General features: G+C 57.2%; 22 protein-coding genes. 17 read left to right on the top strand and 5 right to left on the bottom strand.

What is annotated here, in order from left to right; genetic code table 11:
- Positions 1-13: 13 nt before the first annotated feature.
- Genes GTP45_RS12815 through GTP45_RS12805 form a run of 3 tightly spaced genes read right to left on the bottom strand, consistent with a single transcriptional unit; the run spans position 14 to position 2,907 of the window.
- The gene (locus tag GTP45_RS12815) at positions 14-1,189 is read right to left on the bottom strand and encodes a trans-sulfuration enzyme family protein (RefSeq protein ID WP_161014865.1); all 1,176 of its coding nucleotides are present in this window, start codon (positions 1,187-1,189) and stop codon (positions 14-16) included.
- Positions 1,183-2,550 (bottom strand): pyridoxal-phosphate dependent enzyme, encoded by a 1,368-nt coding sequence (locus GTP45_RS12810; RefSeq protein WP_161014288.1) that lies wholly within the window; start codon positions 2,548-2,550, stop codon positions 1,183-1,185. Before GTP45_RS12810 ends, GTP45_RS12815 begins: the two co-directional genes overlap by 7 nt.
- A 60-nt stretch (positions 2,551-2,610) precedes the next feature.
- A complete protein-coding gene (locus GTP45_RS12805) occupies positions 2,611-2,907 on the bottom strand; it encodes a DUF4148 domain-containing protein (RefSeq protein ID WP_161014287.1) in 297 nt (98 codons plus the stop codon).
- Positions 2,908-3,079: 172 nt separating this feature from the next.
- Here GTP45_RS12805 and GTP45_RS12800 point away from each other — a divergent pair, with 172 nt between their 5' ends.
- Genes GTP45_RS12800 through GTP45_RS12790 form a run of 3 tightly spaced genes read left to right on the top strand, consistent with a single transcriptional unit; the run spans position 3,080 to position 5,395 of the window.
- Positions 3,080-3,640, top strand: coding sequence for a thymidine kinase (locus tag GTP45_RS12800; protein ID WP_161014286.1), 561 nt, complete (start codon positions 3,080-3,082; stop codon positions 3,638-3,640).
- 50 nt (positions 3,641-3,690) lie between these two features.
- Complete coding sequence (locus GTP45_RS12795) at positions 3,691-4,566, top strand: alpha/beta hydrolase family protein (RefSeq protein ID WP_371874449.1); 876 nt, start codon at positions 3,691-3,693, stop codon at positions 4,564-4,566.
- 10 nt (positions 4,567-4,576) lie between these two features.
- Positions 4,577-5,395 carry a trypsin-like serine peptidase gene (locus GTP45_RS12790; protein WP_161014284.1) on the top strand — a complete coding sequence of 273 codons (819 nt, stop codon included), beginning with the start codon at positions 4,577-4,579 and terminating at the stop codon, positions 5,393-5,395.
- A 52-nt stretch (positions 5,396-5,447) separates the two neighbouring features.
- Here GTP45_RS12790 and GTP45_RS12785 read toward each other — a convergent pair whose 3' ends face one another.
- Positions 5,448-6,032: an exosortase/archaeosortase family protein gene (locus tag GTP45_RS12785; RefSeq protein ID WP_161014283.1), complete on the bottom strand. Its 585-nt coding sequence runs from the start codon at positions 6,030-6,032 to the stop codon at positions 5,448-5,450.
- Positions 6,033-6,322: 290 nt separating this feature from the next.
- Entirely contained in the window at positions 6,323-7,687 is a 1,365-nt protein-coding gene (locus tag GTP45_RS12780; RefSeq protein WP_161014282.1) for an MFS transporter, read from the bottom strand.
- Positions 7,688-7,943: 256 nt separating this feature from the next.
- Here GTP45_RS12780 and GTP45_RS12775 point away from each other — a divergent pair, with 256 nt between their 5' ends.
- From GTP45_RS12775 to GTP45_RS12710, 14 genes are all read left to right on the top strand, one after another.
- Positions 7,944-10,172 (top strand): NADP-dependent isocitrate dehydrogenase, encoded by a 2,229-nt coding sequence (locus GTP45_RS12775; RefSeq protein ID WP_161014281.1) that lies wholly within the window; start codon positions 7,944-7,946, stop codon positions 10,170-10,172.
- Positions 10,173-10,244: 72 nt separating this feature from the next.
- Positions 10,245-10,775, top strand: a complete 531-nt coding sequence (locus GTP45_RS12770) for a hypothetical protein (protein ID WP_161014280.1) — start codon at positions 10,245-10,247, stop codon at positions 10,773-10,775.
- Between the two features lie 110 nt (positions 10,776-10,885).
- Complete coding sequence (locus GTP45_RS12765; protein WP_161014279.1) at positions 10,886-11,431, top strand: hypothetical protein; 546 nt, start codon at positions 10,886-10,888, stop codon at positions 11,429-11,431.
- Positions 11,424-11,951, top strand: coding sequence for a hypothetical protein (locus GTP45_RS12760; protein WP_161014278.1), 528 nt, complete (start codon positions 11,424-11,426; stop codon positions 11,949-11,951). Before GTP45_RS12765 ends, GTP45_RS12760 begins: the two co-directional genes overlap by 8 nt.
- A 3-nt stretch (positions 11,952-11,954) precedes the next feature.
- Positions 11,955-14,252, top strand: coding sequence for a secretin GspD/PilQ domain-containing protein (locus GTP45_RS12755; protein ID WP_161014277.1), 2,298 nt, complete (start codon positions 11,955-11,957; stop codon positions 14,250-14,252).
- A gap of 5 nt (positions 14,253-14,257) precedes the next feature.
- Positions 14,258-14,737, top strand: a complete 480-nt coding sequence (locus tag GTP45_RS12750) for a prepilin-type N-terminal cleavage/methylation domain-containing protein (RefSeq protein WP_161014276.1) — start codon at positions 14,258-14,260, stop codon at positions 14,735-14,737.
- Entirely contained in the window at positions 14,737-15,111 is a 375-nt protein-coding gene (locus tag GTP45_RS12745; protein ID WP_161014275.1) for a type II secretion system protein, read from the top strand. The genes GTP45_RS12750 and GTP45_RS12745 overlap by 1 nt, the downstream gene beginning before the upstream one ends.
- 6 nt (positions 15,112-15,117) lie before the next feature.
- Positions 15,118-15,588, top strand: coding sequence for a type II secretion system protein (locus GTP45_RS12740; RefSeq protein ID WP_161014274.1), 471 nt, complete (start codon positions 15,118-15,120; stop codon positions 15,586-15,588).
- The gene (gene gspG / locus GTP45_RS12735) at positions 15,585-16,004 is read left to right on the top strand and encodes a type II secretion system major pseudopilin GspG (protein ID WP_161014273.1); all 420 of its coding nucleotides are present in this window, start codon (positions 15,585-15,587) and stop codon (positions 16,002-16,004) included. Before GTP45_RS12740 ends, gspG begins: the two co-directional genes overlap by 4 nt.
- A 9-nt stretch (positions 16,005-16,013) precedes the next feature.
- Entirely contained in the window at positions 16,014-17,198 is a 1,185-nt protein-coding gene (locus tag GTP45_RS12730) for a type II secretion system F family protein (RefSeq protein WP_161014272.1), read from the top strand.
- An 18-nt stretch (positions 17,199-17,216) separates the two neighbouring features.
- On the top strand, positions 17,217-18,863 hold the full coding sequence (locus GTP45_RS12725) for a GspE/PulE family protein (RefSeq protein WP_161014271.1): 1,647 nt from the start codon (positions 17,217-17,219) through the stop codon (positions 18,861-18,863).
- On the top strand, positions 18,844-19,614 hold the full coding sequence (locus GTP45_RS12720) for a hypothetical protein (RefSeq protein WP_161014270.1): 771 nt from the start codon (positions 18,844-18,846) through the stop codon (positions 19,612-19,614). Before GTP45_RS12725 ends, GTP45_RS12720 begins: the two co-directional genes overlap by 20 nt.
- Positions 19,611-20,126: a hypothetical protein gene (locus tag GTP45_RS12715; protein ID WP_161014269.1), complete on the top strand. Its 516-nt coding sequence runs from the start codon at positions 19,611-19,613 to the stop codon at positions 20,124-20,126. The genes GTP45_RS12720 and GTP45_RS12715 overlap by 4 nt, the downstream gene beginning before the upstream one ends.
- Positions 20,127-20,266: 140 nt before the next feature.
- Entirely contained in the window at positions 20,267-22,081 is a 1,815-nt protein-coding gene (locus tag GTP45_RS12710) for a hypothetical protein (RefSeq protein ID WP_161014268.1), read from the top strand.
- Positions 22,082-22,349: the final 268 nt, after the last annotated feature.

The raw sequence follows: 22,349 nt of genomic DNA, 5'->3' as shown, positions 1-22,349 counted from the left end.
AGAATATTAGCAGTTAAATAGCGTCCAGCGAACTGCGAATATCGGCCTTTAAATCCCCTATATCTTCAATTCCAACCGACAGCCGGATCAAGCCGTCGCCGATGCCCAAGGCTGCGCGCTGGGCGGCCGGGATGCTGGCGTGGGTCATCAGGGCAGGGTGTTCGATCAGGCTTTCGACACCGCCCAGGCTCTCGGCCAGCGCGAACACCTTGCAGCTTTCGAGGAAGCGGCGCGCGCCCGGCAGGTCGGTTTTCAGATCGATGGAGATGATGCCGCCGAAGCCGTGCATCTGGCGCTTGGCCAATGCGTGCTGCGGGTGTGATTCGAGGCCGGGGTAGAACACTTTGCGGACTTCCGGCTGCTGCTCCAGCCATCGCGCCAGTTCCAGTGCGCTGGCGCAGTGGCGTTCCATGCGGATCGCCAGCGTTTTCACGCCGCGCAGGGCGAGGAAGCTGTCGAACGGGCCGGCGATCGCGCCGACGGAATTCTGCAGGAAGGCCAACTGCTCGCACCACGCTTTCTGGTGCGGTTCTCCACCCACCACCGCGATGCCGCCGATGATGTCCGAGTGGCCGTTCAAATACTTGGTGGCCGAGTGCACCACGATGTCGAAGCCGTGTTCCAGCGGGCGTTGCACGATCGGGCTGGCGAAGGTGTTGTCGGCGATAGCGATGATGCCGCGCTCGCGGCAGATTTTGCCGATCGCCTGCAAGTCCGCCAGCTTGAGCATGGGATTGGTCGGCGTTTCGACCCACACCATTTTCGTTTCGGGCTTGATCGCGGCCAGCAGGTTCTCGGGATTGGTCAGATCGACGTAGCTGAAGTCATGGCCGGCGCTGCGGCGGCGCACACGCTCGAACAGGCGGTAGGTGCCGCCGTACATATCGTCGCCGGCGATGATGTGCGAGCCGGCGTCGGCCAGCTCCAGCACTGTCGATATCGCCGCGAGGCCGGAGGCAAAGGCGAAAGCTTGCGAACCGCTCTCCAGATCGGCCACGCAGCGCTCCAGTGCCCAGCGCGTGGGATTGTGCGAACGGCCGTAATCCAACCCTTTGTGCACGCCGGGGCTATCCTGCACGAAGGTGGAGGTGGCGTAAATCGGCGGCATGATAGCGCCGGTGGACGGATCGGGCGATTGGCCGGCGTGGATCACGCGCGTGGCCAGTGCGGCTTTTTTCTCGTTCAAGATAACGTCCTTCGCAGATGGTTGAGTAAATCGTAGCGGGTGATCAGGCCGTAGAAAGTGTCGCCTTCGGCCACCACGGCGGTCAGGCCGCGATCCAGCACATCGCGCAGCGCTTGCAGATCCGCGCCCGGCGCGAGAATTTCCAGCCGCCGTGTCATGGTGCTGCCTACCTGGTGATTGAAGCGCTCCGGCTGCGTGCCGACCGACAGCAGCAGATCCGATTCATCAATGATGCCTGCCAGCTGGCCTTTTTCCAGCACCGGCAACTGCGCCACATCGGCAGCGCGCATGCGGTTGAAGGCGATCATCAGCGTGTCCTCGGGCGTGACGCTGATGACTTCACCAGCATCGAAGCGGCGGCCGATTAAATCTCGGAGATCCTTATGCTGCGGGCGTTCCAGCAAACCTTGATCGCGCATCCAGCCATCGTTGTAGACCTTGGACAGGTAGCGCGTGCCGGTGTCGCACACAAAACTGACCACGCGTTTCGGCGTGGTTTGTTCGCGGCAGTAGCGCAGGGCGGCGGCCAGCAGCGTGCCGGTAGACGAGCCGCCCGGTATGCCTTCTTCTTTCAGCAAGGCGCGCGCGGTGGCGAAGCTTTCGTGGTCGGTAATGGTGTAGGCCTTCTTTACTGCCGTCATATCGGCAATCGCCGGGATGAAGTCCTCGCCTATGCCTTCCACCGCCCACGAGCCGCTGGTGTCGGAGACGTGGCCGGTTTCAATGTACTCGGCGAGGATGGAGCCAGCCGGATCGGCCAGGATAAATTCGACGTGCGGCGCGACTTTGCGGAAGTAGCGCGTCAAGCCGGTCAAGGTGCCGGAGGAGCCGACACCGACCACGATGGCATCGACTTGATGCGCCATCTGCTCCCAGATTTCCGGGCCAGTGGTGGTTTCGTGCGCCAGTGGATTGGCGGCGTTGTTGAATTGGTCGGAGTACCATGCGCCCGGCATCTCGGCGGCCAGCCGCGCGGCGTAATCCTGGTAGTACTCGGGATGGCCCTTGCCGACATCGGAACGGGTGGTGCGCACCTCGGCGCCTAGCGCCTTCAGGTGCAGCACTTTTTCGGTCGACATCTTGTCCGGCACCACCAGCAGCACGCGGTAGCCTTTCAAACGCCCGACCAGCGCGAGACCGAGGCCGGTGTTACCGGCGGTCGCCTCGATGATGGTGCCGCCGGGCTTGAGCAAGCCTTGGGCTTCGGCCGCTTCGATCATCGCCAGACCGATGCGGTCTTTGATCGAGCCACCGGGGTTTTGCGATTCCAGTTTAAGGAATAGTTGGCAAGGGCCGGTGTCGAGACGGGTAATCTCGGCCAGTGGCGTCTTGCCAATCAGGGTGAACAACGCGGGTTTGCGCATATTTGTCTCCTTGCTGCATTAAAAGCAAGTATGCGCCATTTCCGCCAATATTGCTGCTTCTTACAGCGCGGTGTCTTGCACGGCGCCTTTGTGTTCGCTGCGGTAGGCGGCCAATTCAGCTTTCACTTCAGCGTGGGTTTTGGCTTTGACTTCTGGCTGGCCGACGCGCGGGTCAGGATACTGCTCGCCGTCGCGCAACTCGCCGCGCTGGATGGCGGCCAGGGTTTCGGCTTTTACTTCAGCGCGGGTCTTGGTCGAGACGAAGCTGGTGTTGCCGGAGTATTCACCGATCTCTTGCGCCGTGGCGGCAGTGGCAGCGAACAGCGCGGCGGACAGGACGAAGGCGATGGTTTTCATGGTGCGGCTCCTTGAGTTTGTTGGCTAGGCGTTGTTGCCCGATGTGTGAATATTAAAGCGCATCCGATTAAATAGATAGCTAAATATACTAATCAACACGATAGAAATAATTGATCGGGGCGCATATAATTCCCGGCGTCAAGGGCACAACAACACCAACAGAAGGCTTGCAGTGGCAAAACTCTATTTCCGATACTCTGCGATGAACGCAGGCAAATCCACCGCAATGCTGCAGGTGGCGCACAACTACGAGGAACAGGGCCAGCAAGTGCGCCTGTTCACGGCGGCGATCGACAACCGTTACGGCGTCGGCAAAGTTACCTCGCGCCTCGGCCCGCAGCGCGAGACCGAAGTGTTCGACAAGGACACCGACTTCCTGCTTACCATCGACAAGAAAATCGCCTGCCTGCTGGTGGACGAGGCGCAATTCCTGAGCAAGGAACAAGTCAAGCAGCTGCACCAGCTGGCGCAAGTTCGCGGCGTGCCGGTGATTACCTACGGTCTGCGGTCGGACTTCCTGGGCGAACCGTTCCCCGGCTCGGCCTACCTGCTGGCGCTGGCGGACGATATCGAAGAAATCAAAAACATCTGCAGCTGCGGCAAGAAGGCGACCATGAACATCCGTGTCGACGAAAACGGCAAGCGCATCAAGGAAGGCGAGCAGATCAGCATCGGCGGCAACGAGAGCTACCGCCAAGCCTGCGGCCGCTGCTTCTACAGCGAAATCCACTGACGGCCATGCCCCCATCGGTCACCGATCTTCCTGCGCTGGATAATCGGCGCGTGAAAACCAGCACCGAGGACGTGCTGGTCGACCGCGTTATTCCGGGTGAGATATTGGTGATCGCTTTCGGCTTTGTCTCGTGGGAGACGCGGCCGGATTTTGATTTTTACGGCCGGCTGAAAAAGCTGGAGCAGGCGAGCGGGCGGCACATCAACAAGATACTGGTGCGCGACTCGGGCAACGCGTGGTATCACCGGCGCGTTGATGGGCTGGGCATGCATCCCGATGAAACAGCGGCTAGCCTACGCGCGCTGATCCGCGAGATCAAGCCGAGCAAAGTCATCACCATCGGCCAATCGATGGGCGCTTATGCAGCGGTGATGTACGGGATGCTGTTGGACGCGCAGCAAGTGCTGGCGTTTGGGCCGCTGTCCTTCCTCGATCCGCAGCAGGCCTTGCTGTACCACGACCGCCGCTGGTTGTCGGTGATGCGCGATCTGGCCGCCAACCCGCCGGTTTCGGGCTACTACGATTTGCAGACGCTGGGCCGCAACAAGGCCGGCGCGCTGCCGGAAATGCACATCATCTTCGGAACCAAGCCGGATCAAGCCACCAAAGAATCCGTCAACTTGGATGCGATGCATGCGCACCGTCTGGCGGCAGTAGGCAATTGCACGCTGCATCCGTATCCATATTCCGGCCACGCAGTTGTGCAGCACCTGATCGACACCAAGCGCATCAACGCACTGCTGGCGCGCATCATCATGAATTTGGAAATAGCGGAAGAGGCGAGGGAAGTCACCGCCGACTGGCACAAGTGGATCGCCGAAAACCTCAAGCTCGGCAGCTCCCCGCAAGAACTGATCGACATCCTCCAGCACCACGGCTTCTCCCACGCCAGCGCCTCTGCTGCCGTCGCATCAAAGAGACTGTAGGATTCAGTCTATGGACACGCGAGGACATATTTTCTTTTTAAGCAGGGCCGTAATGGTTGCTCTGACTTTTCTGGCGATGGCTTCGGCGTTTTGTCAGGAATCGCTTCGTAAGCCAGTTGATCCTAGCGGGACTCTTGCGAAGCTGGTGGGCGAGGTGTCGCAGCCCCAGAGCGAGCTAATCGGGAATGCATTCATTGTTGGGCAAAACGGCTGCCATATTATGACGAACCTCCATGTCGCGTATGGCAAATCGAAAGATATGGCGACAGGTAAAGTTGAGTTATTCGATGAACTAGCTGTTGGACACGTAGTGAATTTCGCTTTCAACCTCGACGCCCAAACTGGCAGATTCAAGGGATCGATGACGGCAAAAGTTATCGAGTTTGGCAGTTATCAGGAGGGGACTAAGCGTGGGCTAGTGGGGGACGTAGCGGTACTGCGTCTGGAAAGTTGCCTGGGTAAAGAATATGGAGCTTTAATTTTTGATAGGCCCGAGCCGGGACAGCGCACGCCCATTGGACGGTTGAAAACTATTAGTTCAGTAAAAATGCCTGACGAAAGACGCGCAATTGTTTCTCAGGAAGGATGTTCAGCCGAACGCATAACCACAGTTACCGGCCTTTTCCTATCAAACTGTGACATGCCGCCCGGATCATCAGGCTCGATGGTGCTGGAAGAGCACAATGGCAAATGGCATCTTGTCGGGATGCCGGTTCGGCAACTTACCGTGGTTGGTGAAACCCCGGTTGGGATTGCGATCTATGTGAGCGCGCTGAACAAAATTCTAGACAGCGCGCTCGGCAAAGAAGGCTTGCCTGCCGGGCCTTAGTGTGTGCTAACTAAAACCCAATCTGCCATCGATTGCCAGATAAATCCGCCGTTTATGCTCGATGAAACGGTGTGAGTGCAAGTGCTACCCCCTCGGCGATCTCTTTGTCGTTCGAGAATAAGTCGGAGCGCACCTCGTTCCTCTTGGTTTCGAGATTAAGCCTGAACGGGAGCGAAGCGCCTCCGTGCGTACTCAGCACGAACTCGCCGCTCGGGGCAAACATGCTGATTCCAACTGACAAACCCACTGTCGTGCCGTCATGCCGCATGGTGTCGTCGCCAGCGCCCTTGGTGAGCTTGCGGCGTTGCTGCCCATCCCACACGGCCGATACGCCCGATAGTTCCGCGGGGCGGAGTACCAATTGCGGGCGCACAACCAATGCCGCTCCCGTTTCGCTGCTCACTCGCTGAACTAGGTGGCCGAGCGCCTGCAAATACGCCTGCCGGCGCAGGGCGCCCGTTCCGCTATCGTAAATGCCGCCGACCTCCGCTATTTCCTGATTCCAGATCGTGTCGTAGCTGTTCTGGTCGAGTATCAAGACCTGGTAACCCGACGCGCGTAGTTGCTGGTGGAGCTGTTGTTTCAAGCCGTTGATGCCGGCTTCCAATTCCACTGATTCGACTTCGGGAGGCAGCATTAAAATCCGCGCATTGGTCGCTGGGCGACGAAATCCCGGTGCGACTTCATTGTCTGCTGGGAGCGGAAGGGACACGGATGCGCAAGCGCTAAAGAGAAGGGGCAAGGTAAGAAGCAGCAGTCTTTTCATGGATGAGGCGATGAGTATTGCGATGGGCATGAGGATAGCATCATGCTCACCCTTAAAATACGCAAAATCTCACTTCTGCCCATGCTCATGGCTTCTGAATGGAGAAATGAAAACGCCTACTCCGGGGAGTGGGCGTTTGAACCATCGGCGTCGATAGGGCTTTAAGCCGCGTCGCGCGCCGGTTCCAGCTTGCGCATCACCGGCGTCTTGAATTCGAAGCGCTTGATTTCGCCGACCATCAGCAGGTAGCACAAGATGGTCACCACGGCGTTGGCGCCGACGAACACCAGCGCGCCCGAGAACGAGCCGGTTTTCTCCAGGATGTAGCCGATCACGATCGGTGTGGTGATGCCGGCCGTATTGCCGAAGGTGTTGAACAGCGCGCCGCTCATGCCGCCGGCTTCTTTCGGCGAGGTATCCGCCACCACCGCCCAGCCCAGCGCGCCGATGCCCTTGCCGAAGAAGGCCAGCGACATCACGGTAATCACCAGCCAGTCCGCTTCCACGTAATTGCAGATGATCATGGAGGTCGACAGCAGCATGCCGCACACGATCGGCGTCTTGCGCGCCACCGATTGCGTTTTGCCGGCCTTGATCAGGCGATCCGAGATCACGCCACCGAGCACGCCGCCGAGGAAGCCTGCCACCGCCGGCAGCGCCGCCACAAAGCCGGCCTTCAAAATCGTCATGTGGCGTTCCTGCACCAGGTACACCGGGAACCAGGTCAGGAAGAAGTAGGTCAGGGTGTTGATGCAGTACTGGCCGATGTACACGCCCAGCAGCATGCGGTTGCCCAGCAGCTGCTTGATGCAGGCCCACGTGTCGAGCTTGGTGGTGGCCGCTGCCTTGTCTTTGCTCTCCAGATCCACCAGCGCGCCGCCGGCTTCGATGTAGGCGACCTCGGCAGCATTAGCGCGCGGATGGTCTTTCGGGCCGTACACGGTCTTCAGCCATATAAAGGCCATGATGATGCCCAGTCCGCCCATCACGAAGAACACGCTCTCCCAGCCGAACGAATGCACCAGCCAGCCCATGATGGGCGCGAACAGCACGGTGGCAAAGTACTGCGCCGAGTTGAAGATGGCGGCCGCCGTGCCGCGCTCGCTGGTTGGGAACCACGACGAGGCGATGCGCGAGTTGCCGGGAAAGGAGGGCGCTTCAGCTGCGCCGATCAGCAGGCGCAAGGTGAACAGTGCCGCGACCGCAGCTGCGCCGGTAAAGAAGCCGACGCCGCCCATCAGCATGGTGAACAGCGACCACAGGAAGATGCTGAAGAAGTAGGTAATCTTGGAACCGAAGCGGTCAAGCAGCCAGCCGCCCGGCAATTGCGCCAGCACATACGACCATGCGAACGCGGAGAACACAAAACCCATTTGCACCGGTGTCAGGCCCAGCAGCTTTTTGAGCTCCGGGCCGGCGATCGCGATGGTGGCGCGGTCGGCGTAGTTGATGGTGGTAACGGCAAACAGTACGGCGAGGATCATCCAGCGGACGCGGCTGGCTTGCTGCGGGTGAGGCGTGGTCATGCGAAGTCTCCTTACTTTTGGTTCGATGATCATAGCCTAGATATCAGACATCATACAACTGAATATCAACTACCAGTTTGCCAGTAAACGTTTAACTTGTTGATTTTAATGCACATGCACCATCAGGGTGCTCCCGTAAGTTGTATGATGACAAGAGTCCCCATAATCAGAGTGTCATCGTTTGCACAAATTAGGGGGGGAAGGTTTAAAATAACGGGCGGAATTAACTCCACAGATCGTTTACGAGGGAATGAACATGGCAACACAAAATTCAAAAATCATTTACACGCTGACTGACGAAGCGCCACTGCTGGCAACATATTCCCTGCTGCCTATCATCAAGAAGTTCACTGCACCGGCTGGCGTCGACGTGGTTTCCAGCGACATCTCCGTTGCTGCGCGCGTGTTGGCCGAGTTCCCTGAATTCCTGACTGACGAACAAAAAGTCCCGAATAACCTGGCTGAGCTGGGCGCACTGACCCTGAAGCCGGAAGCCAACATCATCAAGCTGCCGAACATCTCGGCATCGGTAGCCCAGCTGCAAGCGGCCATCCGCGAATTGCAAGGCAAGGGCTACAAGCTGCCGGACTACCCGGAAGACGCAAAAACCGACGAAGAAAAAGCCCTGAAAGCCCGCTACAGCAAGTGCATCGGCTCGGCCGTGAACCCAGTGCTGCGCGAAGGTAACTCGGATCGCCGTGCGCCGATGGCAGTGAAGAATTACGCCCGCAAGCACCCGCACTCGATGGGCGAATGGAGCCAGGCATCGCGCACCCACGTGTCGCACATGCACGCCGGCGACTTCTACCACGGCGAAAAGTCGATGACCCTGGACAAGGCCCGCAACGTCAAGATGGAACTGATCACCGCGTCGGGTAAAACCATCGTGCTGAAACCGAAGGTCGCGCTGCAAGCCGGCGAGATCATCGACTCCATGTTCATGAGCAAAAAAGCGCTGCTGGAGTTCTACGAGAAAGAAATCGACGACGCCTACAAAACCGGCGTGATGTTCTCGCTGCACGTGAAAGCGACCATGATGAAGGTCTCGCACCCAATCGTGTTCGGCCACTGCGTGCGCATCTTCTACAAGGAAGCGTTTGAAAAACACGCCAAGACCTTCGAAGAGCTGGGCGTGAACGTCAACAACGGCATGGTCAACCTGTACGAGAAAATCGAGAAACTGCCGGCATCGCAGAAAGAAGAGATCCTCAAAGACCTGCACGCTTGCCTGGAACACCGTCCTAAGCTGGCCATGGTCGATTCGGCCAAGGGCATCACCAACTTCCACTCGCCAAACGACGTGATCGTTGACGCATCGATGCCGGCCATGATCCGTATCGGCGGCAAAATGTGGGGCGCCGATGGCCGCACCGCCGACGTCAAGGCGGTCATGCCTGAGTCGACCTTCGCCCGTATCTACCAGGAGATGATCAACTTCTGCAAATGGCACGGCAACTTCGACCCGACCACCATGGGCACCGTGCCTAACGTCGGTCTGATGGCGCAGCAAGCCGAAGAGTACGGCTCGCACGACAAGACCTTCGAAGTAACCGAAGGCGGCACTGCCAACATCACCGACCTGGACACCGGCGAAGTGCTGCTGACCCAGACCGTGGAGCAGGGCGACATCTGGCGCATGTGCCAGGTGAAAGACGCGCCGATCCGTGACTGGGTCAAGCTGGCCGTCACCCGCGCCCGCAACTCCGGCATGCCTGCCGTGTTCTGGCTGGACCCATACCGTCCGCACGAAAACGAAGTGATCAAGAAGGTACAGGTCTACCTGAAAGAACACGACACCAAGGGCCTGGACATCCAGATCATGTCGCAAGTGCGCGCCATGCGTTACACCCTGGAGCGCGTCTCGCGCGGCCTGGACACCATCTCGGTGACCGGCAACATCCTGCGCGACTACCTGACCGACCTGTTCCCGATCCTGGAACTGGGCACCTCGGCCAAGATGCTGTCGATCGTTCCGCTGATGGCGGGCGGCGGCATGTACGAAACCGGCGCTGGTGGTTCGGCTCCTAAGCACGTGAAGCAGCTGGTGGAAGAAAACCACCTGCGCTGGGATTCGCTGGGCGAGTTCCTGGCGCTGGCCGTGTCGCTGGAAGAGCTGGGCATCAAGGACGGCAATGCAAAGGCCAAGATCCTGGCCAAGACGCTGGACGCTGCAACCGGCAAACTGCTGGACAACAGCAAGTCGCCATCGTCGCGCACCGGTGAATTGGACAACCGTGGCAGCCACTTCTACCTGTCGCTGTACTGGGCGCAAGCTCTGGCCGCGCAGACCGAAGATGCTGAACTGGCTGCTCACTTCGCGCCACTGGCAAAAACGCTGGCTGACAACGAATCGAAGATCGTCTCGGAATTGAACAGCGTGCAGGGCAAGGCACAGGATATCGGTGGTTACTACTACCCAGATCCAGCCAAGACCGCAGCTGTCATGCGTCCAAGCGCAACCTTCAACGCGGCCATCGGCTCGTAAGAAGAAGTAAAGCCGTTCCCGCCTGTGTGGGAAGGGCGTTGACTGCATGCGGCGTCCGTGCGAGGATGCCGCATGAGCAGCCTGCTTGAATGTAGCGTGCTGGCGCCCGAGTGGCTTTGCCGGCATAGCGACATCCTCATCTACCTGGCGCCGTCGTTGGTCTTGGCGCTGTTGATCCGTGCTTTATCGGCGCGGCATCCCTTCTTTTTCCTCTTCACTGTAGCGGGCACCATTTGCCACGAGCTTGCGCATTTCGTCGCGGGCATGCTGACGGGCGCGCGTCCGGCCGCGTTCACCGTCATTCCTCGGCGGATCGGGCAGGGCTGGGAGCTGGGATCGGTGCGGCTGACGCGGGTACGCTGGTACAACGCCGCGCCATCGGCCTTGGCGCCGTTTGCGGTGGCGGTGCTGCCGTTCGTGGTGGCGTGGTGGCGCACCCGCAGCGGTTTGGATTTCCAGTGGATCGACGTAGCGCTGGCGTTTGCCGTCGCGCCGCAATTCCTCGCCTGCTGGCCGTCGAGCACCGATTGGAAAATCTCGCTGCGGTCGTGGCCTTACATTGTTATCGTTTTAGCGGCGTGGTGGCTGACTCTGGTCACTTAGAATGGCGAGTGAGTGACAATTGGTGAGTTTCTAATTTGAAAATGTTTGTTACAATAGGAAATTATCGATTCGGCCATAAGTCATAGGCCCTTGCTCATCCTGACTGCACCGTGGAAAAAGTAGTTCTGATTGGCCGCTTTTATTACCGCCGCTTTTATTCCATGCAACCGCTTGCAGCCACGCTCGTCGCAGCGCTGGCTATTGTGTCCGCCATCTGTGCCGTGAGCTGGTTGATGGCGGCCGAGCGGCAACGTACTGCCGCTGAGGAATTAAGGGCTCTCTCCCTTCTCGTCGCAAAACCGGCTGCCGCACCAGCCATGGTTGCTGCCAGTAGCATTGAGCGAGATCTACCCATTTTTTCAAGTGCATCACTGACTGCAGATTTCCATGCGCTTGCTGCCGATGTGAAATTGCCGCTCGATGAAGTGAGCTATACGCTGGACAGTAGTGCAAATCAACCATTCTTGCGCTACCGGGTCACGTTGTCCGTCAAGACCGGCTATCCAGAAATACGCAAGTTCGTTGCAGCGATGATGGCTGAATTTTCTAATGTGACATTGGATAACGTTCGCTGCAGCAAGGAGAATGCGGTCGCCACGCTGCTGTCCTGCCAGCTGGGGTTCTCTGCGTTTTATCGCAAGGCGGGACATGGATAGCCGGCGCCGTTGGACGGTGCTTGCGCTTGCATTTGCCGGCACGGTTGCCGCGATTTTCTATCCGTTCGATGACGCAACGAGCGATGCTGCCTATGATGCTGCGCCATCGCTAGCTGTGGCGCAGCGGGCCATTCCGACACCGAAATCCGCATTGCCAACACCTGTCATGGAGGCGCGCGCCAGCTGGATTGCCGCCGATGCCAATCCTTTCGAATCCAAGGCATGGCAGCCGCCACAGCCAGTCGCCGCTACATCGAGAACCGTTCAACCGGTGATTGCGGCAGAAGCGCCGCCACCGCCGCCACCGCCTCCTTTGCCGTTCAAGTTTATCGGACAGATGAACGATGGCTCGGACCTGATTGTCTATTTGAGCAGCGGCGAGCAAGTGGTTGTCGCACGCTTAGGTGATCTGCTGGACGGCGGCTATAAAGTAAGCACCATTAGTCCGACCAACATTGAATTTGTATCGGCTTCATCTGGTCTAAAGCAGTCGTTGGCTATTCCAGCAAAGGAAAATTAGCGCATGCGTTTCTCAGTTTTTGGCCGCGCGCGGCGGCTTGCTTTTACTTTTATTTTTATCGCGCTGGCGGGGTGCGCGGCCGAGAAGCATCATCGAGCAGGCATTAGCGCGCTAGACAGCAGGGATTATCCAACTGCGGTCAGCGAGCTTGCACAAGCGGCGCAACTTAAGCCTGGCGACCTTGCTTATCGTCGTGACTGGTTGCGTGCTAGAGAGATATCGAATGAAAAACTGCTGGCATCGGCCTTGGTGGCGCTTGCTGATGGCAAGCGGGATGTTGCGGAGCGTGCGTACCGCGATGTACTGCAATATGATCGCGACAATGCCCGTGCGCTAGCCGGCCTTGAGCGGCTGGCGGCGCTGGTGCGTGCCGATGAAGATGCAGAGGCGGCCGCTGCCGCGCTGAAAGCGGACGATATGATGAAGGCGCAAGAGTTTACCGCGCGCGCCTTGAAAGCGGCGCCATCGCATGCTGGTGCTTTACTGGTCCGGCGCGAGATTGAGGCGATACAAGCTCAGGAGCTTTTGATCGAGCCATTGCTGGGGGCGATCTACAAGAAACCGATTAATCTGGAATTCCGCGATGCTAGTATCAAATTTGTGTTTGATGCCTTGTCGCGCACTACGGGCATCAACTTTATTTTCGACCGGGATGTCAAAACCGACCAGCGCACCACCGTCTTTCTTCGCCAGACCACGCTGGACGATGCCATCAGCGTGATGCTCTCGACTGGTCAGTTGGAGAAAAAAGTACTCAATGCCAGCAGTGTCTTGATATACCCAAACACGCCTGCCAAAGTGCGTGAATATCAGGACTTGCTGGTGCGCGCTTTTTACATGGCCAACGTGGAAGCCAAGCAGGCGGCGAGCATGCTCAAAACGGTGTTGAAGCTCAAGGATGTCTATGTCGATGACAAATACAACTTCTTGATTCTGCGCGAAAGCCCCGAGACCATCGCTCTGGCTGAAAAGCTGATCCGCTTGCAAGATTTGGAGGAGCCGGAAGTGATGCTGGAAGTTGAAGTGCTGGAGATAAATCGCTCCAGCTTGCTCAACGCCGGTATCCAATGGAGCAATCAGCTCACGGTTACACCGCTGGGTGGCACCACCACCGGCAACGGCAACGGTAATACGGCATCGACGTCGACCATGAAATTAAGCGACCTGAAGAACATTACTTCAGATGGCTTGGGGATCACGGTACCGAGCGCGACGATCAATCTGCAAAAGACCAATGGCGACGCCAACTTGCTGGCAAACCCGCGTATTCGCGTGCGCGACCGTGACAAGGCTAAGGTCATGATCGGCGACAAGGTGCCGGTGGTCACGACCACCAGCACGAATAATTTCGTCACCGAGAACATTCAGTATCTTGATGTGGGACTCAAGCTGGAGGTTGAGCCGGATGTGCACTTGCGCGATGAGATCGGTTTGAAGCTGAGTCTGGAAGTAAGCTCGCTGGTCTCGTCGGTGAAGACCAATAATGGCTCTCAGGCCTACCAGATCGGCACCCGCAATTTCACCACTGCATTGCGACTCAAGGATGGCGAAACGCAGGTGATGGCAGGCTTGATCAGCGATGAAGACCGCTCAGCAGCAAACAAGATTCCCTTGATCGGCGAACTGCCGGTGTTGGGGCGGCTGTTCGGTAGCCAAAGCGATACCCGGCAAAAAACTGAAATCGTGATGTCGATCACGCCGCACCTGATCCGCAATATTCAGCGCAAGGAGGCAACGGCGGAATCGTTCTGGTCCGGAACCGAGGCGACATTGCGTAATCGTCCTCTGTTGCTGCGGACGCTGGAGGCCAAGCCCGGCGATAAGGCGGCCCCGATCACGCCTGCCGGTGTTGCGCCGCCGAAAGCGGCGCCACAGCCATCTGCCCCAGGCGCGCCGAGTCTGAAATGGGAAGGGATCGAAAAGGCAAGGGTAGGGCAGGAGATGACGCTGTATCTCAATCTCGATAGTGCCGACGCGGTGCGTGCGGCCTCTTTGCAGCTGGGCTATAACCCCGCTGAATTCGAGATTATTTCGGTCGAGGATGGCGGCTATTTTGGCAAGGCAGGTCAAACTGCCTTTAGCAAATCCATCGATGCGGCAGGCGGGCGCACATCGGCCAGCATCAACGGCGGCGATGCCAAGGCCAAGGGCGCCGGCCGCCTGCTGGCGGTGACGGTCAAAGCCAGGAGTCCGACTGCGGGCGGCGACATTTCCCTCATCGCTACCACCTTGGTCGGCGCGGAAAAGGCCATACGCACGCCGGGCTTGCCATTGGTTCACCGGGTGAACGTTACCCCATGAGTGCGATGATTACCTCCCGCCGAGCTGGGTTCAGCTTGATCGAACTGCTTGCCGCTGCTGCCATTCTCGGGATTCTGGCAACCGTGGCAGTGCCGGTGGTGCAAACGACCATGCGGCGCGAGAAGGAGCATGACTTGCGCGTGGCCTTGCGCGACATCCGTCAGGCGATCGATGCCTACAAGGCTGCGGCGACAGCGAAGCGCATCGTAGTCGCCAGTGGCGCCAGCGGCTATCCACCGTCTCTGGATGAACTGGTGAGAGGGGTGGAGGATGCCAATAATTCCAGCGCTCCAAGGCAGTATTTTCTGCGCCGCATACCGCGCGATCCATTTTCTGCCAACAAGTCGCTGCCAGCGGCGGACACTTGGGGCGTGCGCAGCTTCGATTCGCCGCCGCAAAACCCGCGCGCAGGCAGTGATGTTTTTGACGTGTATTCAAAGGCGCAGGGGGCGGGCTTGAACGGCGTGCCTTACGGAGAGTGGTGATGCGGCGAGCCAAGGGCTTCACCATGATTGAATTGCTGGTCACGCTAGCGATCCTCGGAATGCTGGTCTCGCTGGCCGCGCCGCGCTACTTCGGCAATATCGATAAGGCCAAGGAGGATGTGCTGCGGGAGGACTTATACCTGTTGCGCGATGCGATCGACAAGTTTTATTCTGATCGCAACCACTACCCAGAGAAACTGGATGATCTGGTAACCGGATTGTATCTGCGGAAGATCCCACCTGATCCGTTTACCCAGAGCTCGCGTAGCTGGGTGCCGGTTGCACCGCTTGACCCGAACCTTGGCGCGGTGGCCGATGTGCGCAGCGGCGCGCCGGGCAAAGGCCGGGACGGCACGTTGCTGAAGGATTGGTGAGCCGCCATGCGCAACCAGAGCGGGTTCAGTTATGTGATCGTGATGTTTCTGGTGGCCGTGCTGTCGCTTGTTTCAGTGCGGGCGCTGGAGTCGACGCTGACGCGTGAAAAGCGCGACAAGGAGGCGCAGTTATTGGAAATCGGCATGGCTTATCTGAAAGCGATCGAGCAGTACTACAACGAAGCGCCGGGGAGTGCCCAGAGCTACCCGGCGGAATTGGATGCCTTGCTGTACGACGACCGATTGACCCGGCCACAGCGTCCTTTGCGCAAGTTGTTCCGTGATCCCATCAGCGGCAGCGCGGAGTGGGGCGTGGTGCGCAATGCGGCGGGGGCGGTCATCGGCGTGCATTCGCTCTCGGCTGGCAAGCCGTTCAAGCAGCAGGGCTTCCCTGCCGAGTTGCAGTCGTTCGCGGGTGCACAGCGCTACAGCGACTGGAAATTTATTTATCAACCTCCTTTACAGGGACAGAAATGAAACAAGAATTGGTCCGCAAGGCACGCGGATTTACCTTGCTAGAGTTGCTGGTCGTGATCGTCATCATCGGCCTGCTGGCGGCGTTCGTCGCGCCAAAGTACTTTGGCCAGATTGGACGCTCAAAAGTTCAGATCACCAAGGCGCAAATTGAGTCCTTTGAAAAAGCACTGGACCAATACCGCATCGATACCGGCCATTACCCGAACGCTACACCCGGCCTGATCGATTTATATGTGCAGCCAAGCAATGAGCCTAACTGGCACGGGCCTTACCTCAAGAAAGGTGTGCCGAAAGATCCGTGGGGTAACGCCTATGTCTACAAAATGCCGGGCAGCGATGGCCGCGAGTACGAAATCAGTTCAGCTGGCGAAAGCGGCAGCGCCGAGGGCACTGCCGCGATTCGTAGCTGGGATTGAGGCGTCCGTTTGAAATTCCAGGCCAAAATATTGACGTCTGCGCTGGCGGTCGAAGTCAAAGAGATAGACGCCGCCGGCGAGAGCGAGGCGCGCCAGATGGTTTCCGGCGCGGGAGGGCGTATTCTGGAAATTCGCCCGATCAGCACGACGTGGCAGATCCGTGCTGCCCGCCCCAATTTCAATCTCGGTGTGTTTAACCAGCAGCTGCATTCCCTACTTGAAGCGGGGCAGACCTTGGTCGACGCCATCGACGTGCTTGGCCGTAATGACAAACGTGCCCATCACCGGGTGGTCTACGACACCCTGTTGCGCTCGCTGCGCCAAGGTAATCAGCTATCCGACGCGATGCAAGCGCTGCCGTCAGTTTTTCCTTCCTTGTATGTGGCGATGGTGCGTTCAAGCGAGACCACCGGCACCATCGGCGCATCGATCCGCCGCTTCATGCAGTATCAACAGCAGGTCGATGAAATCCGCAGCAAGCTAACCGCCGCCGCTACCTATCCGGCGATCTTGCTGGGCGTCGGCTCGCTGGTGATTTCGTTCCTGATGCTGTATGTGCTGCCGCGCTTTAGCGAGGTCTATGACGAAGCTGGCAGCATGCGCAATGGCAGCGTCGGCTTCGTGCAGTGGTGGGGCGCGTTTGTGCGCAACAACGAGTTGCTGGCGTGGAGCATGGTGTTGTTTGCCTTGGCGCTGCCGGTGGTGCTCATCTTGCAGCCGGCAACCCGGCTTGCTTTACATCGGCGCATGATGGCTTCGCCGTGGATAGGCGGGCGAATCAAGGTGCTGCAACTGGCGCGTCTGTACCGCACATTGGGCATGCTGCTCAATAGCGGTGTGAATGTGCTGGCGGCGATGCGCATGACGCGCGACTCGTTGCCGGTCGTGATGCACCAAGGCTTGGAGCGCGCGGTGCGCCTCGTCAGCGAGGGGCGGCCGCTATCGCAAGTGATGCGTGAATGCGGCATGAGCACGGAAGTGGCGGAACAGTTACTGGTGGCGGGAGAATCGTCCGGCAACTTGGACGACATGATGGGCCGGATCGCCGATTTTTATGATCAGGAGACGGCGATCTGGATCGACACCGCTGGGCGTTTGATCGAGCCGGTGCTGATGCTGGGTATCGGCTTGGTGGTGGGCGCAATCGTGCTGCTGCTCTACAGCCCGATTTTCGACTTGGCCAATATCGTATGATTTTTACTGGAACCTTGCATGACTTTTGAACTGGGTGACATTGCCAGGGCTAGCGCGAACAGTGCGCACGCATCGCAATGGCTGAGCACATTGGCGGAGCGGCACAGCCTGGAACGCGCGGCTGCTTTGACGGTGAGCGCGGAGCTGCTGGGATACCGCATCGTGGATGGCGCGCAGTTGGCTGCGCTCACACCCGCATTTGACTTGACGCCCTACGGCGCGATGCTGGAACGGCTGGCGCTGGTTGCTGACATGGAGGGGCGGCGGGTGGCGATTATCGGCTTGCCTTTGTTGACGGGCTTGGGCGCCTGGCTGGCGGGCTTGCCGTTGCAGGATGTGTATCTATGTGATCCTTTGCAGCTGCAGCGTGAGCTGGAGTCGTACGAGTCGTCGTTTAGTGCGGTTGCCGACGCGGTTGGCGAGGAAGAGGTATGGCACACGGAGCGCGATGCCAGCCTCGATTTGACGCTGACCTCTATTCAAGGGGAATCGAGCCCTGCGATCAAACTGATTAACTCCACCGTGTTCGACGCGCTGCGGATGGAGGCCAGCGATATTCACATGGAGTCCTTGCCGCAGGGGCTGGTCATCAAATTCCGCATCGATGGCGTGCTGAATCGGATTGCCGCGGTCAATAATCCCGCCCTCGCGGAACAGGCCATCGCGCGCGTTAAGGTATTGGCCGAACTCGATATTGGTGAAAAGCGCGTGCCGCAGGACGGCCGCTTCCGGGTCGCATCCAAGGGCCGTGATATCGACATACGCGTATCGATCATGCCAAGTATTTTTGGCGAGGACGCGGTGCTGCGGGTGCTGGATAAAAAAGCGCTGATGGATAGCGTGCAGCGGCTGACCCTCGGTTCGCTGGGCTTTGATGCGCAGACCCAGCAATTATTGCGGCGGTTGGCGGCCGAGCCATACGGCATGATGCTGGTAACCGGCCCCACCGGCAGTGGCAAGACCACTACCCTGTATGCGGCACTGACCGAAATTAATCACGGCGAGGACAAGGTCATCACCATTGAAGATCCGGTTGAGTATCAATTGCCGGGGGTGTTGCAGATTCCGGTCAATGAAAAAAAAGGGCTGACGTTTGCGGTTGGCCTGCGCTCGATTTTGCGCCATGACCCGGACAAGATTTTGGTCGGCGAGATCCGCGATCCCGAAACCGCGCAGATCGCCGTGCAGTCTGCGCTGACCGGGCACATGGTATTTACTTCGGTGCACGCGAATAACACCTTTGACGTGATCGGGCGCTTTATTCACATGGGGGTGGATCCTTATAGTTTCGTCTCTTCGCTGACCGGAGTAGTCGCGCAACGTCTGCTGCGGCAGAATTGCTCGCACTGTTCTGAGCCGGTCGTCATTGATTCCGAGTTGCTGGCCGATTCCGGCATCACCGACGCCCACAACTATCGCTTCCATGCCGGCCGTGGTTGCAGCGAATGCCGCAATACCGGCTATCGCGGGCGTCGCGCTGTTGCCGAGGTATTGCGCTTGACGGATGAAATACGCGAAATGATCGTGGCGCGCGCATCGATACGCGCCCTAAAGGAGCAAGCCCGCCTGCAAGGCACGCGGTTTTTGCGTGATGTCGCGCTCGATCTGGTCAAGGAAGGCCATACCACTTTACAAGAGGTGAATCGTGTTACGTTTGTGGCCTGAGCAAGTGACGCTCGGCGTCTTCCCCAATGCCTGTTGGTTGCAGCGAGGGCGCCAGACAGAGATCGCCGCAACGGACGTGGTGCGGCCAGCGGCGGACGCCGCCTTATTCGATGTAGTCGATACCTTGCTCGCGCAACGGGGGGCGCTGTTCAGGCGGGGGGCATCGGTGGATGTGCTGGTTTCCGATGCGGTCGGCGCGACCATGGCCTTGCCTTGGCAGGATAGCCTGGGATCCACTACGCTAGTCCGCGCGTATGCGCGCATGCTGCTGGAATCCGAGGGCCGGCTGGATAATGCAGCGTGGACGGTGGACGGTGGTTTTCGCCATTTCGGCGGCAGTGGCCTGGGCGTTGCCTTGCCTGATGACTGGATCACGCAACTGCAGCAAGTGCTCGGCAAACACGGTTTGCGGCTGCGCAGTGCTTTACCGGTATCCGCAGCGGCCTACTGGCAGTTCGATCGAATGCATCGCCGCCATCAAAACGTGCTTTTGCTGGATGAAGGTAGCCGCGTGACGGCCTTGTTGTACCGCGCTAAACGGCTATATGCGCTGGATGTACAGCCGCTGCTCAACGATGCCGGCGAAAACGCCGAGCGGCTCTGCCGGCGCTTGCGTGCCTTGTATGGCGAGGTGTTCGACATCTGGATTTGGTCGCTTGGCGACGGCACTGCGCTGGCCAAGATGGTTGCGCGATGCCTGCCCAATGCCAAGGTAAATTCGCTGGCGCTGGGCCACTGGAGGCGCAATTGAGTCAATTCCATAAAGTCCTCGCGCCTTGGCCGCGTTACACGCGCTGGGTATGGCTGCTCTGCGCGCTGCTGGCTGCTGGCGCCATCGTGGTGGCGGTTGACGCGTATCGCCTCGGCGCACAAGCGGCGGCCGACCAAGAGCATCTGGCCCAGCTGCATAAGCTGGCAAAACCGAAAGTGCAGCCCAAGCTGTCTCGCAGCGAACTGGAAGAGCAGAAGCGCTGGGCCTCCCTGCGCGCCGAAAAGGCGTTCGACTGGTATCCAGTCTTTGTCGCGCTGGAACGCAGCAGCGAGGCGGACATCGAGCTGCTGGAGTTTGAACCAGACAAGGCTGGGCGCAGAATCGTGCTGCGCGGCGAGGCGCGCAATACGGAAGCGCTAAGAGACTATCTGGAGCGCTTGTCTGTACAAAACGCGTTTGCTGAAGTCTATCTCGCGCATGAGAAGACTAAGCTTAGGGATGGTTTCGTCACATTAAGCTTCGAAATCAGGGCGCGGATCTCAACGCCATGACAGTCCGCGCTCTTGCGGCTGCCCCATGTTGACATTATTTCCAAACAGAAAATTTTATTGTAGAGTACTAGTTGCAAAGGCCTCGGTATGGGCACCAACAAGCCCATCGCTCTCATTTTTATTCGCTTCTTTTCCCCACTATGCAAAAAGGCCAAGAATCTTCCCCCAACGCGATGATTGATTATCGAGCAAGCTCTTTTTTTCTTCTGGCACTGCTGTATCTTTTTATTCCTTCGGTACTAGTTTTAGTCTATTTTTCGCAATGGCCTATCGCAGTCATTTTGATGGCGGGATCCGCGCTGTTTTTTTTAGATCCGAGAACTTTGTGGCAAAGAGGCCAATTACTCTCTGTTTTCTCCAACACGTGGCCCTACTTGTTTATATCAGCAGGAATAGTGTGGTTGTCCGGAATATTGCCGCCCTTTGCGGAAAACGCGGATTGGTTTAAGCACTACGCTATTTTTAATGATTTGGTAAATCAGCCTTGGCCTCCGAAGTTCATTGTTGGCGATGGGATCTCAACATTGAGATATTCATTGAGCTATTATGTAATTCCAGCACTTACGGCCAAGTTTTTTGGCGCGCCTTTTTTATCTCTTGCAATCTTTATTTGGACCACTATCGGTTGCTATTTTGCATTGATACTTGCTTTTGGCGAGCAATTGAATGCTAAAGCGCAGTGTTTTGCAATTGGGATAATTTTTCTGCTGTTTAGCGGAGCCGATATCATAGGTGCTTATCTGATAGGGCCTTTTCCGCCTCCTTCTACGTCTCTTATGCACCTCGAATGGTGGGCGAGTTTTGGAGAGCTTCCTTCATCGATAACTAGCATTTTCTGGACGCCTCAGCATCTTATAGCTGGCTGGGTTGGCGCATTTTTATTTTTTAGATATCCGATCCAGTCAGTACGAAACGCAGGTGTAATTGTTTGCGCCTCTGCCCTATGGTCGCCATTTGTCGCTGTGGGCTTAATTCCTACTTTCACTTGGGCTGTCTGTAAGGTTGGCCTTCGTGAAGCATTGTCGAGGTCGAATTTTGTAGCGTCGCCAGTCTTGCTGTTAATTTCCGCCTTGTTTTTGACTAACGGATCGGAAGGGATACCATTTTCTTTGATATGGGATACGAAAGAATTTTCTGCGGCAGCGTGGATTTTGTTTATTCTGCTGGAATTCTTTTTCATCGGATTGGCTCTCTGGATCTTAAATCCAGCGGCAAGATCAATACTTTTAATTCACGGCGTCTTTATTTTATTTCTTTGCTTCTTTAAAGTTGGTTTTTATAATGACCTGCTTATGCGGGCATCGATCCCGTCGCTCGGGATAATGGCAATTTTCACTGCTAAATCGCTTGTTTGCCCGGGTGATATGTTAAAAAAAACGCCAATTTTCATACTGTTTTTAGTTGGCCTATCAACGCCATTTACCGAAATATGGCGGGGAATTGTTTCTCCCCGGTTAAAAGATGTTGAAGTAGTTTCCTTATTTGATATTGTTGGCGACAATATGAGTCTGAAGCCACAATATCTTGTTTCATCTGTAGAAAAAATCAAGCTTCTTCCCGCGGTGTACAACGAAAGCAGCCTAAAGTTCACGCCGTTTGGCGAGGCCAAATTTGATGTAAATTTGAACCGTGTTAGTTCAGATTCATACGCCGATGTTGCGATGGTATCGCAGGCGGTAGTATTGCCCAAGGGATACTATAAACTTACTGCAACGCTCGATTGGAATATTACTGCGCAGACTAGCGGAGGAATTGGAGGGCATATTTCAGTACATAGCCTGAAGCGGCTCATTCCAGTACATGAATCGCAGGAGAGTGACAAATTAGTATCATGCTATTTTCACAGTGATGGAAAGCCTTTTCAAATTTCATTTGGACTTGGTGGGTGGACTGTTGGAAAAGGATTTATTCAATTAAAGAAAATAGACATTAGTCCAGTAAAAGACTTTCTCTAGGCCGCTAGCGAGGCGCGTTGGTGGGCGATATCCGGGCGCATAACACAAAGCCCTAGGCAATCCCCCTTTCTACATTCTTTTTGATAAAAAAACTTGCCGATTGTTACTTTGTGTGTATTTTGGCTCAATTTTTTTGAGGCAAAATGCAGTCCGTTTGTGTAACTTTAAGTAAATTTAAGCAAATCTTAATGTTGCTTGTTTTGTGACGTGGGTGGTTGCAGAGGTATCGGCAACTGTCCACGCGCGCGTCTTTACCAATCCCAATTGA

Origin of the sequence: Duganella rivi, assembly GCF_009857435.1 — a bacterium.
GTDB classification, from domain to species: Bacteria; Pseudomonadota; Gammaproteobacteria; order Burkholderiales; family Burkholderiaceae_D; genus Rugamonas; species Rugamonas rivi.
The sequence above is the reverse complement of the archived record's forward strand: the minus strand, read 5'-3'. Positions and strand labels throughout refer to the sequence as shown.

Bases quoted from the DNA above. Each gene is read 5' to 3' on its own strand.
- GTP45_RS12745 (WP_161014275.1), top strand. From the start codon at position 14,737: ATGCGGCGAGCCAAGGGCTTCACCATGATTGAATTGCTGGTCACGCTA.
- gspG (WP_161014273.1), top strand. From the start codon at position 15,585: ATGAAACAAGAATTGGTCCGCAAGGCACGCGGATTTACCTTGCTAGAG.
- GTP45_RS12755 (WP_161014277.1), top strand. From the start codon at position 11,955: ATGCGTTTCTCAGTTTTTGGCCGCGCGCGGCGGCTTGCTTTTACTTTT.
- GTP45_RS12750 (WP_161014276.1), top strand. From the start codon at position 14,258: ATGATTACCTCCCGCCGAGCTGGGTTCAGCTTGATCGAACTGCTTGCC.
- GTP45_RS12760 (WP_161014278.1), top strand. From the start codon at position 11,424: ATGGATAGCCGGCGCCGTTGGACGGTGCTTGCGCTTGCATTTGCCGGC.
- GTP45_RS12710 (WP_161014268.1), top strand. From the start codon at position 20,267: ATGCAAAAAGGCCAAGAATCTTCCCCCAACGCGATGATTGATTATCGA.
- GTP45_RS12790 (WP_161014284.1), top strand. From the start codon at position 4,577: ATGGACACGCGAGGACATATTTTCTTTTTAAGCAGGGCCGTAATGGTT.
- GTP45_RS12775 (WP_161014281.1), top strand. From the start codon at position 7,944: ATGGCAACACAAAATTCAAAAATCATTTACACGCTGACTGACGAAGCG.
- GTP45_RS12785 (WP_161014283.1), bottom strand. From the start codon at position 6,032: ATGCTGCCTCCCGAAGTCGAATCAGTGGAATTGGAAGCCGGCATCAAC.
- GTP45_RS12810 (WP_161014288.1), bottom strand. From the start codon at position 2,550: ATGCGCAAACCCGCGTTGTTCACCCTGATTGGCAAGACGCCACTGGCC.
- GTP45_RS12805 (WP_161014287.1), bottom strand. From the start codon at position 2,907: ATGAAAACCATCGCCTTCGTCCTGTCCGCCGCGCTGTTCGCTGCCACT.
- GTP45_RS12770 (WP_161014280.1), top strand. From the start codon at position 10,245: ATGAGCAGCCTGCTTGAATGTAGCGTGCTGGCGCCCGAGTGGCTTTGC.
- GTP45_RS12740 (WP_161014274.1), top strand. From the start codon at position 15,118: ATGCGCAACCAGAGCGGGTTCAGTTATGTGATCGTGATGTTTCTGGTG.
- GTP45_RS12780 (WP_161014282.1), bottom strand. From the start codon at position 7,687: ATGACCACGCCTCACCCGCAGCAAGCCAGCCGCGTCCGCTGGATGATC.
- GTP45_RS12725 (WP_161014271.1), top strand. From the start codon at position 17,217: ATGACTTTTGAACTGGGTGACATTGCCAGGGCTAGCGCGAACAGTGCG.